Annotated in this window: 16 protein-coding genes; 11 read left to right on the forward strand and 5 right to left on the reverse strand. The window is 60.5% G+C overall.

Annotation, left to right across the window (positions count from 1 at the left end; genetic code table 11):
- Positions 1-159 precede the first annotated feature (159 nt).
- The 11 genes from AAFH49_RS08365 (at position 160) to AAFH49_RS08415 (ending at position 13300) form a co-directional block, all read left to right on the forward strand.
- The gene (locus AAFH49_RS08365) at positions 160-861 is read left to right on the forward strand and encodes a class I SAM-dependent methyltransferase (protein ID WP_342297271.1); all 702 of its coding nucleotides are present in this window, start codon (positions 160-162) and stop codon (positions 859-861) included.
- A 163-nt stretch (positions 862-1024) separates the two neighbouring features.
- A complete protein-coding gene (locus AAFH49_RS08370) occupies positions 1025-3139 on the forward strand; it encodes a M61 family metallopeptidase (RefSeq protein WP_342297272.1) in 2115 nt (704 codons plus the stop codon).
- 206 nt (positions 3140-3345) lie between these two features.
- Positions 3346-4041, forward strand: a complete 696-nt coding sequence (locus AAFH49_RS08375; RefSeq protein WP_342297273.1) for a hypothetical protein — start codon at positions 3346-3348, stop codon at positions 4039-4041.
- 36 nt (positions 4042-4077) lie between these two features.
- Positions 4078-5073 carry a hypothetical protein gene (locus tag AAFH49_RS08380; RefSeq protein WP_342297274.1) on the forward strand — a complete coding sequence of 332 codons (996 nt, stop codon included), beginning with the start codon at positions 4078-4080 and terminating at the stop codon, positions 5071-5073.
- 169 nt (positions 5074-5242) lie between these two features.
- Positions 5243-6259, forward strand: a complete 1017-nt coding sequence (locus AAFH49_RS08385; RefSeq protein WP_342297276.1) for a hypothetical protein — start codon at positions 5243-5245, stop codon at positions 6257-6259.
- Positions 6260-6415: 156 nt separating this feature from the next.
- Entirely contained in the window at positions 6416-7429 is a 1014-nt protein-coding gene (locus tag AAFH49_RS08390) for an MBL fold metallo-hydrolase (protein ID WP_342297277.1), read from the forward strand.
- 90 nt (positions 7430-7519) lie between these two features.
- The gene (locus tag AAFH49_RS08395) at positions 7520-9025 is read left to right on the forward strand and encodes a sodium:solute symporter (RefSeq protein WP_342297278.1); all 1506 of its coding nucleotides are present in this window, start codon (positions 7520-7522) and stop codon (positions 9023-9025) included.
- A 92-nt stretch (positions 9026-9117) separates the two neighbouring features.
- Positions 9118-9612 carry an energy transducer TonB gene (locus tag AAFH49_RS08400; protein ID WP_342297280.1) on the forward strand — a complete coding sequence of 165 codons (495 nt, stop codon included), beginning with the start codon at positions 9118-9120 and terminating at the stop codon, positions 9610-9612.
- Positions 9613-9761: 149 nt separating this feature from the next.
- Complete coding sequence (locus AAFH49_RS08405) at positions 9762-11612, forward strand: ABC transporter ATP-binding protein (protein ID WP_342297281.1); 1851 nt, start codon at positions 9762-9764, stop codon at positions 11610-11612.
- Positions 11613-11690: 78 nt separating this feature from the next.
- The gene (locus tag AAFH49_RS08410) at positions 11691-12323 is read left to right on the forward strand and encodes a biopolymer transporter ExbD (RefSeq protein WP_342297283.1); all 633 of its coding nucleotides are present in this window, start codon (positions 11691-11693) and stop codon (positions 12321-12323) included.
- Positions 12324-12415: 92 nt separating this feature from the next.
- Positions 12416-13300: a DUF2911 domain-containing protein gene (locus AAFH49_RS08415; protein WP_342297285.1), complete on the forward strand. Its 885-nt coding sequence runs from the start codon at positions 12416-12418 to the stop codon at positions 13298-13300.
- Between the two features lie 101 nt (positions 13301-13401).
- Here AAFH49_RS08415 and AAFH49_RS08420 read toward each other — a convergent pair whose 3' ends face one another.
- The 5 genes from AAFH49_RS08420 to AAFH49_RS08440 all read right to left on the reverse strand — a co-directional run bounded on the left by AAFH49_RS08420 (position 13402) and on the right by AAFH49_RS08440 (position 20481).
- Positions 13402-14196: an SDR family NAD(P)-dependent oxidoreductase gene (locus tag AAFH49_RS08420; RefSeq protein ID WP_342297286.1), complete on the reverse strand. Its 795-nt coding sequence runs from the start codon at positions 14194-14196 to the stop codon at positions 13402-13404.
- Between the two features lie 250 nt (positions 14197-14446).
- Positions 14447-15340 carry a glycerophosphodiester phosphodiesterase gene (locus AAFH49_RS08425; RefSeq protein WP_342297287.1) on the reverse strand — a complete coding sequence of 298 codons (894 nt, stop codon included), beginning with the start codon at positions 15338-15340 and terminating at the stop codon, positions 14447-14449.
- A gap of 163 nt (positions 15341-15503) precedes the next feature.
- Positions 15504-16145 (reverse strand): phosphatase PAP2 family protein, encoded by a 642-nt coding sequence (locus AAFH49_RS08430; protein ID WP_342297289.1) that lies wholly within the window; start codon positions 16143-16145, stop codon positions 15504-15506.
- Positions 16146-16238: 93 nt separating this feature from the next.
- Positions 16239-17615 (reverse strand): aspartate kinase, encoded by a 1377-nt coding sequence (locus AAFH49_RS08435; RefSeq protein WP_342297290.1) that lies wholly within the window; start codon positions 17613-17615, stop codon positions 16239-16241.
- A gap of 214 nt (positions 17616-17829) precedes the next feature.
- A complete protein-coding gene (locus AAFH49_RS08440) occupies positions 17830-20481 on the reverse strand; it encodes a PIG-L family deacetylase (protein WP_342297292.1) in 2652 nt (883 codons plus the stop codon).
- Positions 20482-20801: the final 320 nt, after the last annotated feature.

Consider the following 20801-nt stretch of genomic DNA (forward strand, 5'->3'; position numbering starts at 1 on the left):
AGGAGTGGCTTTTTGATGCTGCAAAGATACAGTGCTGTTTTATCGCCACGCAACACATAGGCCATTTTTTTCAGTTGAACGGGGCTACTGAACGGCACCGGCAATTGTTTTTCAGTTACTTGCCGGCCCAATTATTTTTCCTGCAATCGTTATTTTCTGATGGCTTTGCCCCCAACAGCCCCTCTTTCTACCCCCGCAGCTCCCGAAAAGCTGGTTGGCTTCGACCAGGCGGTGTGGTTTTATGATGCGCTGGCTGGCCTGGTGTTCGGGTCGTCGCAGCAGGCGGCCCAGTTGGCGGCGCTGCGTGGCCTGCCGGGCGGTGCGCCGCACATTCTCATTTTGGGCGGAGGCACGGGCTGGGTGCTGGACGAAGTATTGCGGCGGGTGCCAGCCGCTACGGTGCTGTACTTGGAGGCATCGCCCAAAATGCTGGGCCGCGCCCGGGCCCGGCTGGCACGTGAGTTTCCGCAGGCGGTGGGTCAGGTTGAGTTCCGGCACGGCACCCAGGCGGCCCTGCAACCGGCCGAACGGTTCGGGGCCATCATCACCTTCTTCGTGTTGGACTGCATTCCCTCGGCGGACCTCGGGGCGGCGCTGGCGCAGCTGCGGGCAGCCCAACGCCCCGGGGCACCGTGGCTGGTGGCTGATTTCCGGCCGGCACGGCGCGGCTGGCGGCGCTGGCTGCTCCGGCTGATGTACCTGTTTTTTCGTCTCACTACCGGCTTGCGCGCCCGGGAGATGCCCGACCTGCGCGCGGCCCTGGGCCGGCTGGGGCTGGCGGCCGGGCACCCGCAGCTTTTTTTTGGCGGAGCTATGGAAGCACTGATTTTTACAGAAAACCCGGCTATGGCCCAACCTTGATATTTACTAACACTGTTTCACCAAGTTGAAACATGATTTTATCATTATCCACACCCTTTTTTACAATGATTACCCTTATTTTATTGTAAATTTTCTGCAACTTTGTATTCCACACCGCTCACGGCTTTCTATTGCATTACTTGTTTCCTTATTATTTCTGCCCATGAAACACACGGTCACAACTGCTATTTTATTTTCATTGGGACTGGGCGCTTTCCAGGCGCAGGCACAGGTAAAACCCGCTCCGGGCAAGCCCTTGCCGGCGAAGGCCGCGCCTGCCGCAGTTAAACCTGCCCCGGCCAAGCCATTTGCTGTTAAACCGGGAATTGCCAAGCCGGCTCCTGTTAAACCCGCTCCTGGTAAACCAGTACCTGCCAAACCCGCAGCTCCTAAACCCGCACCCGTAAGTGCCGCGCCAGTAGTGCCAGCACCAGCCGCCGCTCCGGTAGCTGCTCCGGCTCCTGCGCCAACCCCGGCCAAGGCCGATACCGGCCCGGCTGTGCGCTATACCATGGCGTTTCCGAACGCGGTGCACCACGAGGCTAAGGTGACGGCCACGTTTGCGGGACTGACCGGTGGCGGACCGCTGCATGTGCGTATGGCGCGCAGCTCGCCCGGCCGCTACGCCATCCATGATTTTGCCAAAAACGTGTATTACGTGGTGGCCACTGATGGGGCCAACCACCCCCTCCCCCTGAACCGCCCCGACCCTTATGGCTGGGACGTGATGCCCGCTGCCGATGGTACCGTCGTTTTCAGCTACACGCTGTACGGCGACCAGACGGACGGCACTAACGTGGGCATCGACCAGCAGCACGCCCACCTCAACCTGCCGGCCGCCCTCTGCTACGCCACCGGGCTGGAGGGCCGCGCCACCGAAATCAAGTTCGACCTGCCCGCTACCTGGAAAGTGGCCTCGCAGCTGCGCCAAGGCTCCGATAAGTCCGTGTTCACGGCTCCCAACATGCAGTACATGATGGATAGCCCGGTATCGTTGGGGCCGCAGCAGGTGCTGTCGTGGCAGGAAGGCGACCAGACCATTGAGCTGGCCACGCTGTACATGGGCCCGGCGTCCGAAGTTGATGCCTACGCCAAGAAAATTCAGAAGGTGGTAAAGGAGGAAAAGGCCGTTTTTGGTGAGCTGCCTACGTTCGATTTCGCCCGCTATACCTTCGTGGCCGACTACCTCAGCCAGGCCAAGGGCGACGGCATGGAGCACCGCAACTCCACGTCCGTGACCAGCCCCCGCACCCTGAAGGACGAGGATGCCACCAAAAACCTGGGCACCGTGGCCCACGAGTTTTTCCACGCCTGGAACGTGGAGCGCCTGCGCCCAAAAGACCTGGAGCCCTTTGATTTCCAGCGCGTGAACATGAGCGACAACCTCTGGTTTGCCGAAGGCTTTACGCAGTATTACGGCCGCCTGGCCTTGCGCCGCGCCAAGCTGATTGAGGACGAGGATTTTTACGACGACATCAGCCGCTGGGTGAACCTGCGCCAGAACAGCCCCGGTGCCCGCTACGCCTCGGCCATCGACATGAGCCGCCAGGCGGCCTACACCGACGGGGCCGGTACCGGCGCGCCGATGAACCTGGTAAACACCAACTTGTCGTACTACGACCAGGGCGCGGGCATCGCGCTAGTGCTCGATTTGCAACTGCGCCAGCACCACCGCTCCTCGCTCGACAAGTTTATGCAGGCCATGTGGCTGCAGTACGGCAAAAAGCAGGCGGGCTACGCCCCTACCAATCCCTACACCACCCGCGACTTGCAGCGCGTGCTGGGCGAGGTGAGCAAGGACACGGTTTTTGCCAGCCGTTTTTTCCGGCAGTACGTGTACGGCCGCGAGCAGCCGCGCTTCAGCGAAAACCTGCTGGTGGCCGGTCTGGCCGTGATTCCGACCCGTGCCCTAGGCGCGGCCCTGCCCAGCCAGGTTGAGTTTGACGAAGAAGGCCGCTGCCTGGTAGCTTATAATACCCAGATTGGCTCGGGCCTGTACAAGGCCGGCATCGACCGGGGCGACCAGATTGTGGTGCTTGATGGCCAGACCATCAAAAGCTCCGGCGACCTCGACGGCGTGCTGCACAAGCACTCGCCCAGCGACGTGGTATTTGTAAAAGTGAAGACGCGGGGCGGCGTGGAACGCACCACCCAGCTCATCCTCGCCGAAGACCCCAACGTGCAGGTGAAACCCGTGGAATCGGTGGAGAAAATGGTGCTTTCGCCCGCACAAAAAGTATTGCGTGAGGCGTGGTTAGCCAGCCAAGCTTCCAACTAAAAACAAACTGATATAAGAATGGCCCCGGCGGGCCGGTGCCGCGTGAAGCGGCCCGGTTGGCCGGGGCTTTTTGCTGCGCGGTGGTTGGGGCCGGTTGATTGGGTAAAATCTTTACCTTTGAACGGTTGGCAGCGGTTTTTACACTGTTGCGGCAATTTTCGCTTACCCGCCGTCTCCTTTCTATCACCTCCTTTTTCCGTTCTGTCATGGCAATCTTCGATAAGCTCGCCCACGCTGCCAAGGACTTTTTCATTGAGCCCGAGGAAGGCGCGGTTGCTCCGACCACCCCACCTACCACGCAGTACGGGGCCGCTGCCCAGCCCGCCGCCGCACCCACCGCCCCTAACGCAACACCCAATGCCGCCCCGGCTCCCGGCCAGGCCGAGCAGCGCCACCTCGACCACATCGCGGGCCTGCTGGCCGGCGATGGCAAGGATTTCGCGGCCTATATGAAGATGGTGAAGAGTATGGCTGCCGCCGGCCTGAGCGGCCCCATGCTCTACCAAACGGCCTTCAACGCCTTCACGGCCGTGAACGGCAGCACCGTGCCTGCACTACTGGCCTCGGCCACGCAGTTTGAGCAAACCCTGGCCGATGACCGCGCGAAAGTCCTAGCCCGCCACCGCGAGAAAATGGGCGAAGGCGCGGCTCCTGGGGCCGCGCCCGGCCCGGTAGCCCTGCTCATGGCCCAGGAAAAAAAGCTGGCCGCCGACCTGGCCGAGCTCACCCAACAGCTACAGGCCAAGCAGCAGCAGCTTCAGCAAACCCAGCAGCAGCTGGGCGAGGAACGCCAGAAAACCCAGAGCGCGCTGGCCTCCTACGAGCTGGCCAATGCCGCTGCAATGGCCGACCTGCACACCCACCACAAAGCCGCCGAAACGTTTTTGAACGCGGCGAAGTAGGTTTTTCCGATTTCCACTCTTCACTTTTTCTGCGAAATGAATACTCCGTTATTAGGTCCGCCCTCGCCCGCCGATGGCCTGCCGTCCTGGCAAAAACCGGAGAAAGCCGCCGCCTGGATTTTCGTAGCCGGACTGGTCGGTTTGGGCGTGTATTACTGGGGCAAGATTCTGCCCTTTCTCATTGATATTGTTTTCAATACAGTGAAGCTGGGCATTGGGCTGGGCGTGTTGTTTGTGCTGATTTTGCTGGTTACGAACAAGCGTATTCAGACCGGGCTGTGGTATTTGGGGCAGCGCATTTTCCGCACGGCCGCCAGCATTTTCGTTAACACCGACCCCATCGGCATCATGGAAGACTACATCTCGAACACCGAGAAGGAAGCCCGAAATATGGACGCCGAAGTAGGCCACATCGAGGGGGCCAACGAGCTGGTGAAACGCAAGATGGCTGCCAATACCGCCCAGATGAAAGAATACTTGGCCTTGGCCGCCTCGGCTCAGCGCCAGGGCGAAAAGGACAGCGCCGACAGTTACGCCAGCCGCGCCGCCCAGCTCGAAGACTACAACCGCCGCCTGCAGCCCATGGCCACCACCACGGCCAACGTGAGCCTAGTGATGCGCCAGATTCTGAAAGCCGCCCTGCGTCAGATTGATAACAGCAAGTTCAAAGTCAACCTGCTGAAAGACGAATACGCCTTGGTGAAACGCACCAGCTCCGGCATGCGCGCCGCCATGAACATCCTGCGCGGCGACCCCGACAAGAAATACTTCTTCGACCTGGCCACCGACCGCGTGGCCGAGGACATGGCCCAGCAACTCGGTCAAATCAAGCAAGCTATGCGCTACTCGCAGGAGTTCGTGAAGGAGATGGACATCCAGAACGGGGTGATGAGCGAGAAGGGCCAGCACCTGCTCGACCAGTACCAGAAGGGTGAATTCAGCGCCATTATGAACAACGAGCCGCCCGTGCCGATGACGGCTGCCACCACCCGCCAGGCCACCGACGACGCCTACGGCAAGCTGCTTGACTAATACTTGTCATTCCGACGCAGGAGGAATCTGGGGAAACCGTTGGACAAGTTCCCTCAGATTCCTCCTACGTCGGAATGACAAAGCCCAATCTGGTTAGCTACTAATCTCCCGCCGCGTAACATTGCCCCAGCAAACTCTCCCCTTTCATCACCTTCTAACTGCAACCACCATGCGGCTCACCTTCGCCAGCAAGGCCATTATCGCGGCCATCATCCTCATCGGCCTTTACTTCGGTATCCGTCGCTTCACGGCCACCAACCCGGAACTAGCCAAAACCGGCCGCTCGGCCATCGACCCGGTGGCCGACACCACCAGCCGCTCCGGTGACCAGGGCGGGTCGGGGTCTTACGATACGCCGGCCCAGGCCGGGGGGGCCAAGCCGGCTTTCTCCTACGAAGCGCCCGCGCCCGTCGACGGCAAGCTGAAAGGCGTGGTGGAACTGGGGGCCAGCGGCTTCAACTCCTTCATCGTTCGCATCGACCAAAACCGCACCTGGAAGCTGGAAAAAGCCGATTTCGGCAACAGCCTGGTGATGGAAAACATGGCCACCGATGACGACATCCGCAAGGGCCTTAAGGCATACATCGGCCAGATGCTGGACTTTGGTGTGAGCGGCCGTGATATTCATTTCGTGGTGAGCTCGGGCGCATTGAAGGCCGAAGTAACCGGCAAAATCGTGAAAGTGTTGAAGGCAATGGGCTACGTGGTAAACACCGTGACGCCCGAAAAAGAAGGAATTCTGGGCCTGCGCTCGGTGCTGCCGGCCTCGTTTGCCGACCGCGCTTTCGTGGCCGACATTGGCTCGGGCAACACCAAGATTTCGTGGCTCGATGGCAACCAGCCGAAATCGGTGGAAACCTTCGGGGCCAAATATTTCGAGAAAGGCACCGCCGACGCCACCGTGGCCGCTGAAGTAAAAGAGAAAGCCAGCCAGGTGCCAGCCAATTTGCGCGGTACCTGCTTCATCATCGGCGGCGTGCCGTTTGAGATGGCCAAAAAGGTGCGCAAGGGCAAGGAGCGCTACACCGTGCTCGACGCGCCCAGCGCCTACCAGCTCGACAACGCCAAATCGAAAGCTGGCCTGAACATTTATAAATCAATTGCCGAAGCTACTGGCTGCAAGCAGTTTGTGTTCGACTGGGACGCGAATTTCACCATCGGCTACCTGCTGACGCTGCCGAAGTAGCAGCGGCTGGTTATTCAGATTGAAAACGCCCCATCGGTTGCCGGTGGGGCGTTTTCGTAGGCGCGGGGTCGTACCCGGTAGGGCTTGCCCCCGCCCCTACAAAACACTTCCATCGCCCGCCCGTTTCTTTGGCTCCCGAAGCTTCTTCTTATTCTCATGCCCCAACGCATTTCATACCTCCGCAACGAAGCGCTGCCCACCGTGCGGCCCGGCTACCCCGGCAACAAGCTGTTCGGCAATGAATTCGCCAACGGCGAGGAACTATTCGAGCCCAGCTTCGCCACGGTGCTGAAGTGGCAACTCTCGACCAACCCGCAGAAAGAGGAAAAGAAGCGCGACACCTGGGCCCCGGAAGTGGTGGACTGCGCGGCCGCATTTTCCTCGACGGAGGACATGCTGGTGTGGCTGGGCCACTCCAGCTTTCTGTTGCGCGCGGCGGGCGTATCACTGCTGTTTGACCCGGTGTTATTCAGCTCGCTCGGGCTGCGGCACCGACACCCCATGCCCTGCGCGCCCGAGGCCATCCGCAGCATCGATTACCTGCTGCTCTCGCACGGCCACCGCGACCATCTCGACGAGAAATCCATCAAGCTGCTGGCGGCCCAGAATCCGCAGATGCAAGTGCTGTCATCGTTGCGCATGGCCCCGCTGCTGCGCGGCATGGCCCCCGCCCTGCCCGTGCAGGAAGCCGGCTGGTGGCAGCAGTACGACCTCGGCCCCGATTCACCCTTCGAAATCACCTATCTGCCCGCCGCCCACTGGCACCGCCGCGGCCTGGCCGACCTGAACCAGGTGCTCTGGGGCAGCTTCATGATTCGGGTGAATGACCGGCTCATTTACTTCGCCGGCGACACGGCCTACGCCGAGCATTTCGAGACCATCGAAGCCCGCTTCGGCCCCATCGATATTGCCCTGATGCCCATCGGGGCCTACAAGCCGGCCTATATGATGGCCAAAAGCCACGTCAACCCCCACGAAGCCGCCAAAGCCGCCAACGTACTGCGCGCCGGCCACGTGGTGCCCATGCACTACGGCACATTCGCTCTGGCCGACGAGCCCGCCTCCGAACCCCTGCGCCAAATTAAGGAAGTGGCGGCCGGCGGCATGCTGCGCGGCGAGCTGCACGTCCCCGCCGTGGGCGAAATCCTGCGCTGGCAGGATTGGGAATAGCAGACCGATGTAGGGGTGCTCCGCCACGACTTCGGAGGCTCCGCCAGCCCCGCTACCGAACCCCGCCGGGCGGCCTTACCTTTGCCCCCTATGTCGCCAACTTTAGTATTGAGCCTGGTTGCGGGCTACTTCGTCGTCCTCATCATCATTGCCCTGCTCACGTCGCGGGGCGCTACCAGCGAAAGCTTCTTCGTGGCCAACCGCAACGCGCCGTGGTACATGGTGGCGTTTGCCATGATTGGCACCTCACTCTCGGGCGTCACCTTCATCTCGGTGCCGGGCAACGTGTACGGCAAAAGCTGGAGCTACCTGGCCGTGGCTTCGGGCTTCGTGGCCGGCTACGTGGTCATCGGCACCGTCCTGATGCCGCTCTATTACCGGCTGCGGCTGGTCAGCATCTACTCGTATCTGGAGCAGCGCTTCGGCTACTGGAGCTATAAAACCGGGGCGCTGTTCTTCCTCATTTCGCGCTCGCTGGGCTCGGCCCTGCGGCTGTATTTGGTGGCGGGTGTGCTGCAATTGGCTGTTTTCGATGCCATGGGCGTGCCGTTTGCTGTCACGGTGGTGGTCAGCATCCTGTTCATCTACCTCTACACCTTCAAGGGCGGGCTGAAAACCATTCTCTGGACCGATACTTTCCAGACCCTAGCCATGCTGAGCTGCGTGGCCCTGAGCATCTACTTCATGTCGGATGCGCTGAATTATTCCTTCAAGCAACTCGTCACGTCGGTGCGCGAAAGCCCGATGTCGCAGGTCTATTTCTCCGATTTCCGGGACGATAAATTCTTCTGGAAGCAGTTCGCCTCGGGCATGTTCATCACCATCGTGATGACCGGCCTCGACCAGGATTTGATGCAGAAAAACCTGAGCTGCCGCAGCCTCGGCGAGGCCCAGAAGAACCTGTTCTGGTTCACGCCCGTCATCGTGTGCGTCAACATCCTGTTCCTCACCTTGGGCGTGCTCATGTACCAGTACGCCGCCGCTCGCGGCCTCAAGCTGACCGAGCTGCCCCAGCTCCTCAACCTCAAAGGCACCCTCGATACCGACAAAGTTTTCCCCTTCCTGGCCACCACGCAGTTCTCGCTGGCGGCCGGCATCATCTTCATCCTGGGCATCATCGCCGTAACCTACGCCTCTGCCGACTCGGCCCTGACGGCCCTCACCACGTCCTTCTGCGTCGACTTTCTCGACATCAAAAAATACCCCGAGGCCCGGCAAACCACCCTGCGCCAGCTCACCCACCTGGGCTGGTCGGTGGTACTCATCGTCATTATCCTCATTTTCCGTGTCCTCAACGAGCAGAGTTTGATTGATGCTGTTTACAAGGCCGCTGGCTTCACTTACGGGCCGCTTTTGGGCCTGTTCGCCTTCGGCATTCTCACCCACCGCCAGCTGCGCGACAAGCTCGTATTGCCCACCTGCACCGCCGCCGTGCTACTCACGCTGCTCATCGTGTCGCACTCCGTGGAGTGGCTGAACGGCTACAAGTTCGGCTTCGAAATCCTACTGCTAAACGGCGCACTGGTGTACCTCGGCCTGCTGCTGATTTCGCGCCCTGCCGATGCAGCCGTAGCACCCGCGAACCTGTCGGCGTAGTCCGGGGTTTGAGGTATTTGAGCCGTTTGTTCGTCTTCTCTATTATGCGATTTATAAATGGCGCGGGCGCTGTCCCGGCTGTTATTCTGCCTATGAAAAACTTTCTCCCGGCCCTCGGCCTGCTGTTCCTCGCCGGCGCTGCCCACGCCCAGCAGCCCGCCCCCGCTACCGGCCAGACCATCATTCTGAAGCCCGGCCAGATGCAGGTGCAGCGCAACCCTGCCGCCAACCGCCCCGACCGCGCCCCCGTGTATCCCGGCGGCGAGCAGGCCATGGGCCTCTTCTTCCTCGAACACATCAACTACCCCGCCGCCGCCAAAGCCGCCGGCATCAACGGCAAAGTGCTGGTGAATGCCACCGTGAACGAGGACGGCAGCATCAGCAACCCCGTAGTCGCCCAGTCGCTCTCGCCCGAGTGCGACGCCGAGGCCCTGCGCGTGGTGAGCCTGCTTTCGGGCTGGCAGCCGGGCATGCGCCGCGGCCACCCGCTGCCCGTGATGGTGCAGCTGCCCGTGCCCTTCGGTGCGGCCGGCGTAATGCACGTGGAGCAGGTGCGCCGCCAACCCGCGCGCGGAAGGCACCAGTAGAGACGCATACTTGCGTCTCGGCGTTCTCGCCACGTGGCTGGTAGCGTTCAACGCCGAGACGCAAGTATGCGTCTCTACCGCTTCACCCGCGCCTCATGCCCGGCGGCCGAAATTGCCGCGTTATAATTAGCAGAATTAGATAAGACCCGATGGCCCGTAGTGGACTCAATACCAGCGGCAACGATGTTGCCGCCGACTTACCCAAACCCAAAGTCAACAAGGAATCGCTGCGGCGCGGCCTGCGGATATTCCGCTACGTGCTGCCCTACCGCAGCAAGTTTACCGTGGGCATGGTGCTGCTGGTGCTCAGCAGCTTAAGCACCATGTCGTTTCCGTGGATTGCCGGCAAGCTGGTGAACGTGGCCACCGGCCAGCCGCTTGTGCTGCCCGGCGGCCTGGTGCTCGACATCAACCGCGTGGCCATCGGGCTGTTTGTGGTGACGGTGATGCAGGGTTTTTTCTCGTTCGGCCGCATCTGGTTTTTCACGCAGGTGAGCGAGTTCACGGTACGCGATATCCGGCAGGCGCTCTACGCCAAGTTCGTGCAGCTGCCCATCCCGTTTTATGAGAAAAACCGCGTGGGGGCCATTACCTCGCGCATTACCTCGGACGTGGCTCAGATTCAGGACTCATTTTCGCTGACGCTGGCCGAGCTGTTCCGGCAGGTATTTACGCTGCTGGGCGGCATCGGCTTCATCATGGTGGTGTCGTGGAAACTGTCGCTGTTTATGCTGCTCACGTTCCCGCCCATCGTGCTGGCGGCCGGGCTGTTTGGGCGCAAAATCCGTACCCTGTCGCGCACCGTGCAGCAGGAGTTAGCTCACACCAACACCATCGTAGAGGAAACCCTGCAAGCCATCAATTCGGTGAAGGCCTTCACGAATGAGAAGTTTGAAACCGGGCGCTACAACTCCTCGCTGGGCAAAGTGGTGAAAGCCGCGCTGCAAAGCAATTTGTATCGCGGGGCCTTCGTGTCCTTCGTGATTATCGGCCTGTTTGGCGGCATCATCCTCATCCTCTGGCGCGGGGCCACGCTGGTGCACACGCCAGTAACTGACCCCAACCACCTCCAGATTGGCGACCTCACGGCCTTCATCATCTACACGGCCTTCATCGGGGCCTCGGTGGCGGGCCTGGGCGAAATCTACGGCAAGGTGCAGAGCACGTTGGGCGCGTCGGAGCGCATCCTCGAAATCCTCGACGAAGCCCCCGAGCCCACGCACATCGAGCCGGCCGTAGGGCTGGTGCCGGCACGCCTGCACGGTGACATCCGCTACGAGCACGTGGCTTTCCGCTACCCCACCCGGCCCGATGTGCCGGTGCTTTCCGACATTGATTTCCACATTGCGGCGGGCGAAAAAATTGCCCTCGTCGGCCCCAGCGGCGCGGGCAAAAGCACCATCGCCGGCCTGCTGATGCAGTTTTACCCGCTCAGCGGCGGCCGAATCATCGTGGATGGGCACGACGTGCAGGACTACGACCTCACCGGCCTGCGCCGCCACATCGGCATCGTGCCGCAGGAAACGCTGCTCTTCGGCGGCACCATCCGCGAGAACATCGCCTACGGCAAGCCCGGCGCCAGCGACGCCGAAATCATCGAAGCCGCCCAGCGCGCCAACGCCTGGCAGTTCATCCAAGCCTTCCCCGAGGCGCTCGATACGGTGGTGGGCGACCGCGGCATCAAGCTCTCGGGCGGGCAGCGCCAGCGCGTGGCCATTGCCCGCGCCATCCTGAAAAACCCCGCCATCCTCATCCTCGACGAAGCCACGTCCTCGCTCGACAGCGAAAGCGAAAAGCTGGTGCAGGGTGCCTTGGATGAGTTGATGGAGCACCGCACCAGCCTCATCATCGCCCATCGTCTGAGCACCATCCGCAAAGTCGATAAAATCCTGGTGATTGACGGCGGTCGCATCGTGGAGGCCGGCACCCACGAGGAACTGAGCGACCGCGAAGGCGGGCTGTATGCAAACCTGCTGCGTCTACAGTTTGAGCTGACGTAGCGTTCGGTTTAGAGACACACGATTACGGTCCATGCTTCGTTAGATTTGACGAAGTATGGACCGTAATTATTTATGAGCATGAAAGCAGTGTATGAAAGCAACGGCCCAGGCCGAAAACACCGCGGAATTTTGCTGCCGGAAATGGCCCCATTTGCGGGGCTCATTTTTCTACTTGTCTGCTTCTACCTGCTCACTAATCAGTTCAGGCAACATGTAGCCAGCAATGTGCGAATTGAAAGTTTACCATTTTCAACAACGCGTGCTTGTTTTCCAGAAAACAATGAAGCGATTGTAAGCCTAACCCGGGAAAACCAATTAGCATTTGCGGTCGATTCCCGAGAAGCGCAGACGCTGGCAATCCAGAAAGTTGCCCAACAACACAAAATCAGCTTTACAGTCAATCAATTAAATCGACTGGCAGACCTTCCCTATTTGGCGACCAATATTGAAAACCTTCCCCGGCTTTTGTCGCTAGCATCCGACCCAAACCACTTCTCACACCAAAGCCAAGCTTTTCCTCCGCTTAGTGAACAGCAACTTGTCGAATGCGTTTCATCTGCCAAATCTGCGGTCCAGACCTTATATCACAAGCCCATCTACTTATCTCTGAGAATAGATGCTGAAGTAACAACTGGTCATGTTAGTCGTCTGTTGGAACGGTTGGAAACTAGCGGTTTTCACCACCTTCGCTTGCATACTCAGTATAAATGATTTTCGCGAATAGTATACCCAAAACCCGCGCCCCAAGCGCGGGTTTCGTATTTTTAGCCCCTCAACAACTCCCCCTCACTCTCTCCTTACTGATGAGCAAGCACTTCGCAAGTTTCTCCGTCGCTGTTGCAGCGGCTGCTACCCTGCTGGCCGCGCCGGCTGCCCAGGCCCAAATCAAAACGCCCGCGGCCAGCCCCCAGAGCACCGTGACCCAGCGCGTGGGCCTCACGGATATTACCATCGTGTACTCGCGGCCGGGCGTGAAGGCACGTAATATTTTCGGCACGGTGGTGCCGTTTGGCAAGCGCTGGCGCACGGGTGCCAATGCCACCACCAGCATCAAGTTCTCGGATGATGTGATGATTGAGGGCAAGAAAGTGGCTGCCGGCGAGTACGGCCTCTACACCATCCCGAACAAGACGGAGTGGCTGGTGGTGCTCAATAAGAGCCTCAAGCAGGGCGCGGATGTGGACGGTTTCAAGGACGACCAGGACGTGGCCCGCTTCACCATCAAGCCCTACAAGCTGGCCAGCAAGGTCGAAACCTTCACCATCAACTTCACCGACCTCACCCCCGCCACCGCCAACGTGGCCATGGAATGGGAAATGACCGGGGCCAAGTTCAAGGTAACCGCCGACGTGGAAACCAAGGTAATGGCCCAAATTGACGAGAAAATCACCAAAGCCGCCACTCCCGCCCCCGCCGACCTCGCCTCGGCGGCAGTGTACTACTTCGACAACAACAAGGACCTGAAGCAGGCCCTGGCCTGGATGGAAAAAGCCAACGCCGCCGAGCCCACCAAGTTCTGGAACCTGAACACGGAAGCCAAAATCCGCCTCAAAATGAAGGACTACGCCGGTGCCACCAAAGCCGCCGAAGCCTCGAAGAAAGCCGCACTGGCCGCCACGCCGCCGAACGGCGAATACGTGAAAATGAACGAGGACCTGATGGCCGAGGCCAAGAAAATGGGCAAATAAAAACGCCTGTCCTCTGAAGTTAAAAAGGCCGCGACACTGGTGTCGCGGCCTTTTTGATTTTACTATCCCTATGCAAAGGTCGGTTGCAGGTGGTGAGGAAATTACTTGTGCTCGACTGGGTGCAGCTGGCTGTTCATGATGGTGGCCAGCATGGAATCGGGGAGCACGAGGCTGGTGAAGAAGTTCATTTTGGCGCTCATGGTGGGCAGGCTGCGGGCTCCGCCGTCCATGAGCACGTCGTAACCTTCTTCGGCCACGGCGCGGGCCGATACGGTGTGGCTGGCAGCGCGGGTATTTTCGGCGTGCGCGGTGCGGAAGAAGTTGGTATCGGTGGGCGGCGGGCAGAGTACGGTCATGGTCACGGCCGATTTCTGCTGCTTGAGCTCGTGCTGCACGGCTTCGGTGAAGCTGAGCACGAAGGCCTTGGTGGCGGCGTACACGGCCTGGCAGGGGCTGGGTGTGAAGGAGGCCAGCGAGCCGACCTGCAGAATGCGCCCGGTATTGCGAGCCACCATATCGCGCAGGTAGAGCTTGGTGAGCTGCACGAGCGCCGCCACGTTTACCTGAATGATGGCGAGCTCCGTGGCTAGGTCGGTATCGGTGAAGTAGCCGGTTTCGCCGAAGCCGGCGTCGTTCACCAGCGCGTCGATTTGCAGGCCCCGCGCCGTGGTTTCGGCGTAGAGCTGGGCGGGTGTATCGGGGTGGCTCAGGTCGAAGGGCAGCAGCACGATATCAACAGTTTCAAACTCCTGATGCAGCAGCCGGGCGGCTTCGTGGAGTTCATCCAGGTGGCGGGCCACGAGTACTACCCGGTAATCATCGCGGGCGAAACAACGGGCCAGTTCGAAACCGATGCCGCTCGAAGCACCGGTTATGAGGGCGGTTTGGTCGTTCATAGCTGATGGATTTAAGGTGAATCATATATTATTATAATATATAGATTAGTAATTTAATTCAAAGTTGCACCGTGTAACCTCCCTTGCCCCAGAAAGCTCACGTTACTATTGATTCCTGCACGCACTTGAAAGCCGCGCAGCTCCCACAAAAGCAGAAGGAACTGACCGAAATTAGCCGCAGCAACAGACAGCAAAAAGCCCGATTCAATGCAGAATCGGGCTTTTTCGTCAATAATTCCTGGCTCCTCTCCTACTTCTGGCCCCGGCCCTGCATAATGAGCAGCCGCTTCACGTTGTCGACCTCAATCTCATCGGGCTGGGTTCTGAGCACGCGGCGCAGGTCCTTGGGCGAGCGGCCGCCGAATACCACCACCTTGAAGCCGGCGGCGTGGGCCTGGGCGCTTTGCTCAGGCGTCACACGGTCGGCATCGAGCACCACGGTGTGGACATTCTCGGTTTTGGCCGTTTTCAGGCCGGCAGCAAAGTCATCGGAGGCGATTTCGAGGCCGACACGCACGCCCGGCATGGCGGCGCGGGCCAGCCGGACGGTGGCCCCGTCCATGGTAATGAACAGGACTTTGGCCGGCGGCACGTGGTAGCGGGCCAGGCTACGGGCAATCTGGCGCACCAGTTGCGGCACCTGCTCGTTCTGACGGCCGGGGGGCAGGCACTGGTCGTCCTCATGCAAATCGAGGTGGATGAAGGGGAACGTGGGCCGACGGTTGAGGCGGGCCAGCAGCGTGTCGAAGGTGATGGGGTGCTCCTTTTGGAGGAGGTCGTAGGGGAAGCCGCCTTTGTAGCGCAGCTGGGTGAGCTCGGCGGCGGTGCGCTGGCTCACGCAGCCGGTGCCGGTGCTGCCGTCCTGCAAGTGCTGGTCGTGGTAGAGCATCACCACGCTGTCGCGGCTCATTTGCAGGTCGATTTCCACGCCATCGGCCCCGCGCAGCAGGGCGCGACGGACGCCGCGCCAGCTGCTCGGTGGCCGGAAATTGAACGGGCTGATGGGCGTGTAGAAGCCGGAACCGGCGTGGCCCAGCACCAGTAGTTTGGGGTTGGCCACGGGCTTGGTGGCGGTGCAGGCCGCCAGCGTCAACACCAAGAAAAGCGCCAGCGAAGCGGCGGGGAGTAAGCGGTATTTTCTCATGCAAAAGCGAAAGCCGGCATGCGCCGGTTGGGGCCTGAACGGCAAAGGGGCTGGTGGGTTGTAGAGACGCAATATTTTGCGTCTCGTCGTTGAACGGTTGGAACCACGCCAGTTGCGCAGTCATAACAACATCAGCAACGACGAGACGCAAAATATTGCGTCTCTACACCGTCTGCATCTTCTGCGGCTTATCCAGCAGCCCGAACAGGAATGTCAACGCCACCACCAGCCAAATGGAAAACCACACGTCGCTCAGATAATGCATGCCCAGCACCAGCCGGCCCAGCGCGATAAGCCCCGGCAGCACCAGCAGCGGCCCCCTATACTTCGGAAACGCCACCGCCAGCGGCCAGAACAGGCTGAAATAAGTGGCAGTGTGGGTAGATGGAAATGAGTCGTTGTGAGGGCCGGTGGCCCAGAGGCCCGTGCCCTCGTAGCCTGTGCCGAACAGCACCTCCGGCCGCAGGCGGTGCACCGTGCCTTTCAGCACATTGGCCAGCACCATGCTGAATTCGTGGGTGAGCAGTATGATGAGGAAGATGGTAGCGGCCTTTTTTTTGAGGGCGTAGCGGCCGATGGCGAAGGCCAGCCCCAACGCCAGGAAAATGATGGGCAGACCCAGCAAATGGACCATCAGTGCATCGTGAACCTTATCGGCGGTGGCGGTGAGGGTGGCGAAGAACGGCGCGGCTCCGCCAAAATGCCCGTGGATGAACCGGGCCAGCGGCTGGTCGAAAAACAGAATGAGTAGGGCGCAGGCCGGCAGCGTGAGGGCCGTAAAAACGAGGAACTGGCGGAGCGTCATAGAGCGAAAGTAGCGTGGACTCTGCGAGTCCGCGTGTCGTTGGTCAGTAAGTCGTTCGCCTGGGCGCGGACTCGCAGAGTCCACGCTACACGGCTACCCCAGCGCCTGATTCAGGGCGATGATGGCCGTTTTGTAATCCTCGCGGCCTACGATGAACTGGATATTTACCTTGCGCAGCGCGAAGCCCGCGCTGCGAATATTGATGCCCGCATCGGCTAGGGCACCAGCGGCGCGGGCCAGCAGGCCGGGCTCGTCGATGTTGGAGCCGATGAGGCAGACTAGGGCGGCTGGCTGCACGGTCACGTTCTCGTACTTGGCTTCGAGGGCGGCCACGAGCTGGGGCTTGAGGTCCTTTTCCCAGATTAGGAGCGAGATGCTGTTGGCGCTGGTGGCCTTGAAAATGTAGCTCACCCCGAGGTCGAAGAATACCTGCATCAGGTTCAAATCGAAGCCGGCGGCACCTACCATCAGGGGGTCGTGGATGTCGATAATGGTGACTTTTTCGGTGCCGGTGATGACTTCGATGCGCTTGGTGGGCGAGATGTAGTCGCGGGTGATGAGCGTGCCGGGGTGCTCGGGCTCGAAGGTGTTTTTGATGCGCAGGTCGATGGCGTTTATCTCCAGCGGCTTCGAGGCTTTGGGGTGGATGGCCTCCATGCCCACGTCGGCAAGCTGGTCGGCCACGTCGTAGTTGGTGAAGCCGATGGGGTGGCACTGGTCCACGCCCACCAGGTTGGGGTCGGCCGAGCTGAGGTGGTATTCCTTGTGAATAATGGCCTCCTGGGGCCGCACGGCCACGGCAATCTTACTGAAGGTGACTTCCGAATAGCCCCGGTCGAACTCCCGCATGATGCCCTCGGTGCCCTTGGTGTAGCCGGTGGCAATGCAGATGGTGCGCGGAAAATCAATGTCGGTAAAGGCCTGCCGGATGCGCTCGTCAATGGTCAGCGGCTGGGCGTCGTCGAATCCGCTGAGGTCGACCAGGGTGGCGTGCACGCCCCGGTTTTGCAGGATGTTCACGGAGTTGAAGGCGGAGTGGGCCTCCCCTATCGAGGCCAGGATTTCGCGGGCGGCCTGCAGGATGTTCACGCTATTCACGTAGCCGGAGGCCAGCACGTTCACGAGGCTTTCGAGGTAGGTCTGGGCCTGGTCGATGCGCTGCTGAATGAACGCATCGGCCACGGCCAAATCCAGCCCCAGCGGCTCGTATTGCTTGTTTAGCTCCTTGAGCTGGGTGGCCACGTCCTGCAGCGGCTGGCTGAACTCCTGGCCCTGGGTGATGTGGTGATACACGCCGGGCGCGCCGGTTTTCTTATTTTCGAGCAGCCAGTTGGTGACGTTGGCGTAGGCTGATACCACGAACACGCGGTTGTACAGCTTCGCGCCCTCGCGGCCGTGGAAGATGATGTTGTCGAGGACGTCGGCGAAGGCGGTCATCGAGGTGCCGCCGATTTTTTCTACTGTTAGCACGGGTATTTACAATAGGCCGGTAAGCCTGAAAATGGTAATCAGAACACAAAAGAACGTCATGCCGAGCGCAGCCGAGGCATCTCGCGTGGCGAAGTAAACCAATCGATTGAGTTACTACCACACGCAAGATGCCTCGGCTGCGCTCGGCATGACGGACAATGTAGCGTGGACTCTGCGAGTCCGCGCGGACTCGCAGAGTCCACGCTACAGCCCACTACTGCGCCACTTCCTTCCCGTAGGAAATCATGTTCGTAATAATCCGATACGCCCCCGGTACGCCCGCCGGCAGCTCCCGAAACAGCGAAAGGCCCGTGTAGATGTAGTGCCCCTTGCCATAGTCCGTGACCAGAATCGCACTCTCTTTCGGCGCTTCGCCAGGGTCACTGCTGGAAATGACGGTCTGGTATTTCGGGTCCCATTTCGAGGGGTAGTAGAGGCCTTGCTCCTGCACCCAGCCTTTGAAATCTTCCGCCGTAATCTTATTCGGGGCGGCCAGTAGCTGGTGCTTCGTGAGGGTCACGGGGGCATCTTCCACGGTCACGCGGTCGGAGGAAAGCGTCATTGGGTAGGGACCGATTTCGGGCATCACGGTGCCGCGGTTCACTACGTATTGCACCACTACGTTGCCGCCCTGCTCGATGTATTTGAGGATTTCGGGCTGCTTGGTTTTCAGGGCATCTACCGTGTTGTAGGCGCGGATGCCCACGACCAGGGCGTCGAATTCTTTGAGGCGGGCGGCGCTGAGGTCCTTGGGTTCGAGCAGGGTCACGTTGTAGCCGATTTGGCGCAGGGCGTCGGGCACTTCGTCGCCGGCGCCCATGAGGTAGGCCACGTTTTGGCCGCGCCGCTTCAGGTCGAGCTTCACCAGCGGGGCCACGGCTTCGGGGAAGAGGAACTGCGTGGGGATGTGCGGGTACTCAATCTTCTGGATGCCGCGGGCGTAGGCCTGGCCGGCCACGGTGGCGGTGGCGCGCAGCTCGGCGCGGCCGGGCGCGGCGCCGGCCAGGGGCTGCACCTGGAAGTTCACGGTCAGCTCCTCGTCTTTGGCGGCGAGGGCGAAGGGGACGGTGGCGGGCTCGCACTTCCAGCCGGCGGGCAGGGCCAGGGCCAGGCTGCCGCTCACCCCGGCGCGCCCGGCCCGCAGCGTGACGGGCACGGTCTTGGGCTGGGCATCGGCGAAGACGTAGGAACGGGCGGGCGGCAGGTTCACCAGCACGGGCGGCACCACGGCCAGCGGCTGGTATAATTCGCCCAGCACGGGGTCGGTGTGCTTGTATTGGACGGGGACAGTAAGTGAATATGGCTGGCCATCCACTTCCATGTTTGCGATAACCGAAGCGTTAGGCTCATTCTCCGGCATCCCTATTACTTCTTGCCTAGTCGGTTTAATAAAATTCTTGGTAAATCCTTTACCTGGTTTGAGTGGCTCGCCATTTGTAGAACCCATAAAGTCAGTAATCTTGCTAGTCATTTCTGCAACAAGAATAGAATCTGGCACCTGATACATACCCACGCTGCTCGGTAGCCTCAACCAATATGGCTGGGAGGTACCCACTTTTTTATCAATTGTAAGTGCTGCGTTAAAGCTTACTGCTTTCCCAGTAAGAAGTGGCTTCTGCATCACAGTATCAAACATTGTCAGAAAACCAGTTACCCGTTTGAGGGTAATTTCTTTCGGCGAGCGGTTCAGTATTGCGATGGCAACAGTCATTTTTTGACCTGCTACCACCGAAGGTTCACTAGCAGTCGCGGTTAGGCTAAGGCCGAGGCAAGCAGCAATCAGCTTTTGCACCTCGCGCGACTTCTCAACTAGAATTAATCTCTGCTCCCTTCCTGCCCCAACATATGGTATCTTATAAGGAGCTTGCTTCGCTGAGAGAAGCTGCATTATCAACTCATTCGATTTTAGCAGCCCCGCCACGCTGGCGCTGGGGTTGCTCGCGTCATACTTGCGAATGACCTCCTCGATGAGCTTGCCCACGGCCGCGCCGCCGGGCACCCGATTCCAGGTCTGGTCCACGCCTTCGAACAGGTCTTTGGAGGCTGTGGAGCCTTTCACGGGCTGGAAATACTCCAGCGCCTCGCCCCGCTGGGCGGCCGAGCCGAAGCCCTGGCTGCGGTGGTTGCTGCGGCTGCGGGCCGCGATTTCGCCGTAGCTCTGGCCCAGCAGGGGGTTGTAGCCGCCGGCGTCGAGCCGGAGGTAGCCGTCCATGTTTTCGCCGGGCTTCACGAAGAAGCTGCCGGTGTTCCAGAGCAGGCGCTTGGGCTGCCAGGCTTGCACGTACTGGAGCTGTTCGGGGAAGCGCTTGGGGTCGCCGGCGGCGTCGAAGGCTTCGGCGGCGAGGATGGCGCTGGCCTGGTGGTGGCCGTGGCCGGCGCGGGCATCGGGCGGGAAGCGGGTGATGAGCACATCGGGCCGGCGCTGGCGGATGACCCACACCATGTCGGCGAGCACCTGCTCCTTGTCCCAGATGCGAAAGGTTTCGTCGGAGGTTTTGGAGAAGCCGAAGTCGTTGGCGCGGGTAAAGAACTGCCGGCCGCCGTCGAGCCGCCGGGCCGCCAGCAGCTCCTGCGTGCGAATCACGCCGAGGCCTTCGCGCAGCTCGGGGCCGATGAGGTTCTGGCCGCCGTCGCCGCGGGTGCAGCTCAGGTAGCTGGTTTCGAGCAGGCGCTCGTTGGCCATATAGGCGATGAGGCGGGTGTTTTCGTCGTCGGGGTGGGCGGCCAGGTACATCACCGAGCCGAGGACGTTGAGCTTCTTCAGCCCCAGCAATATTTCGGAGGAAGTGTAGGACTTCGGCGTTTGGGCCAGGGCCGTGAGGGGCAGCAGCAGCGCCGCGAGCAACGGGCGTAAGGAACGAATCATGCGCAGGAAACCAGATTGAGGCCGTGAAGTTACCAGCCGATGCCCGCCGATCGCGCGGGCCTGCGGCCCGGGCCGATTATTCGCAGGCCTCCGGCCTGCAATCGTTGGGTGATGCCTGGATGGCTGCGCTACGGCTGCCCATACGGCGCGGATGCCGGCGGGCCTGGAGGCCCGCTAATAGTCGGCACGGGCCGCAGGCCCGCGCCATCGTGGGTTTAGCCAGGGGATGCAAAGGTTCGGACAGGGAATGCAAATTTTTGGACAGAGGACGCAAAGGTTCGGACATGAGATGCAAAATTTTGGATAGAAGATGAAATAAA

Source organism: Hymenobacter segetis, assembly GCF_038448715.1.
GTDB classification, from domain to species: Bacteria; Bacteroidota; Bacteroidia; order Cytophagales; family Hymenobacteraceae; genus Hymenobacter; species Hymenobacter segetis.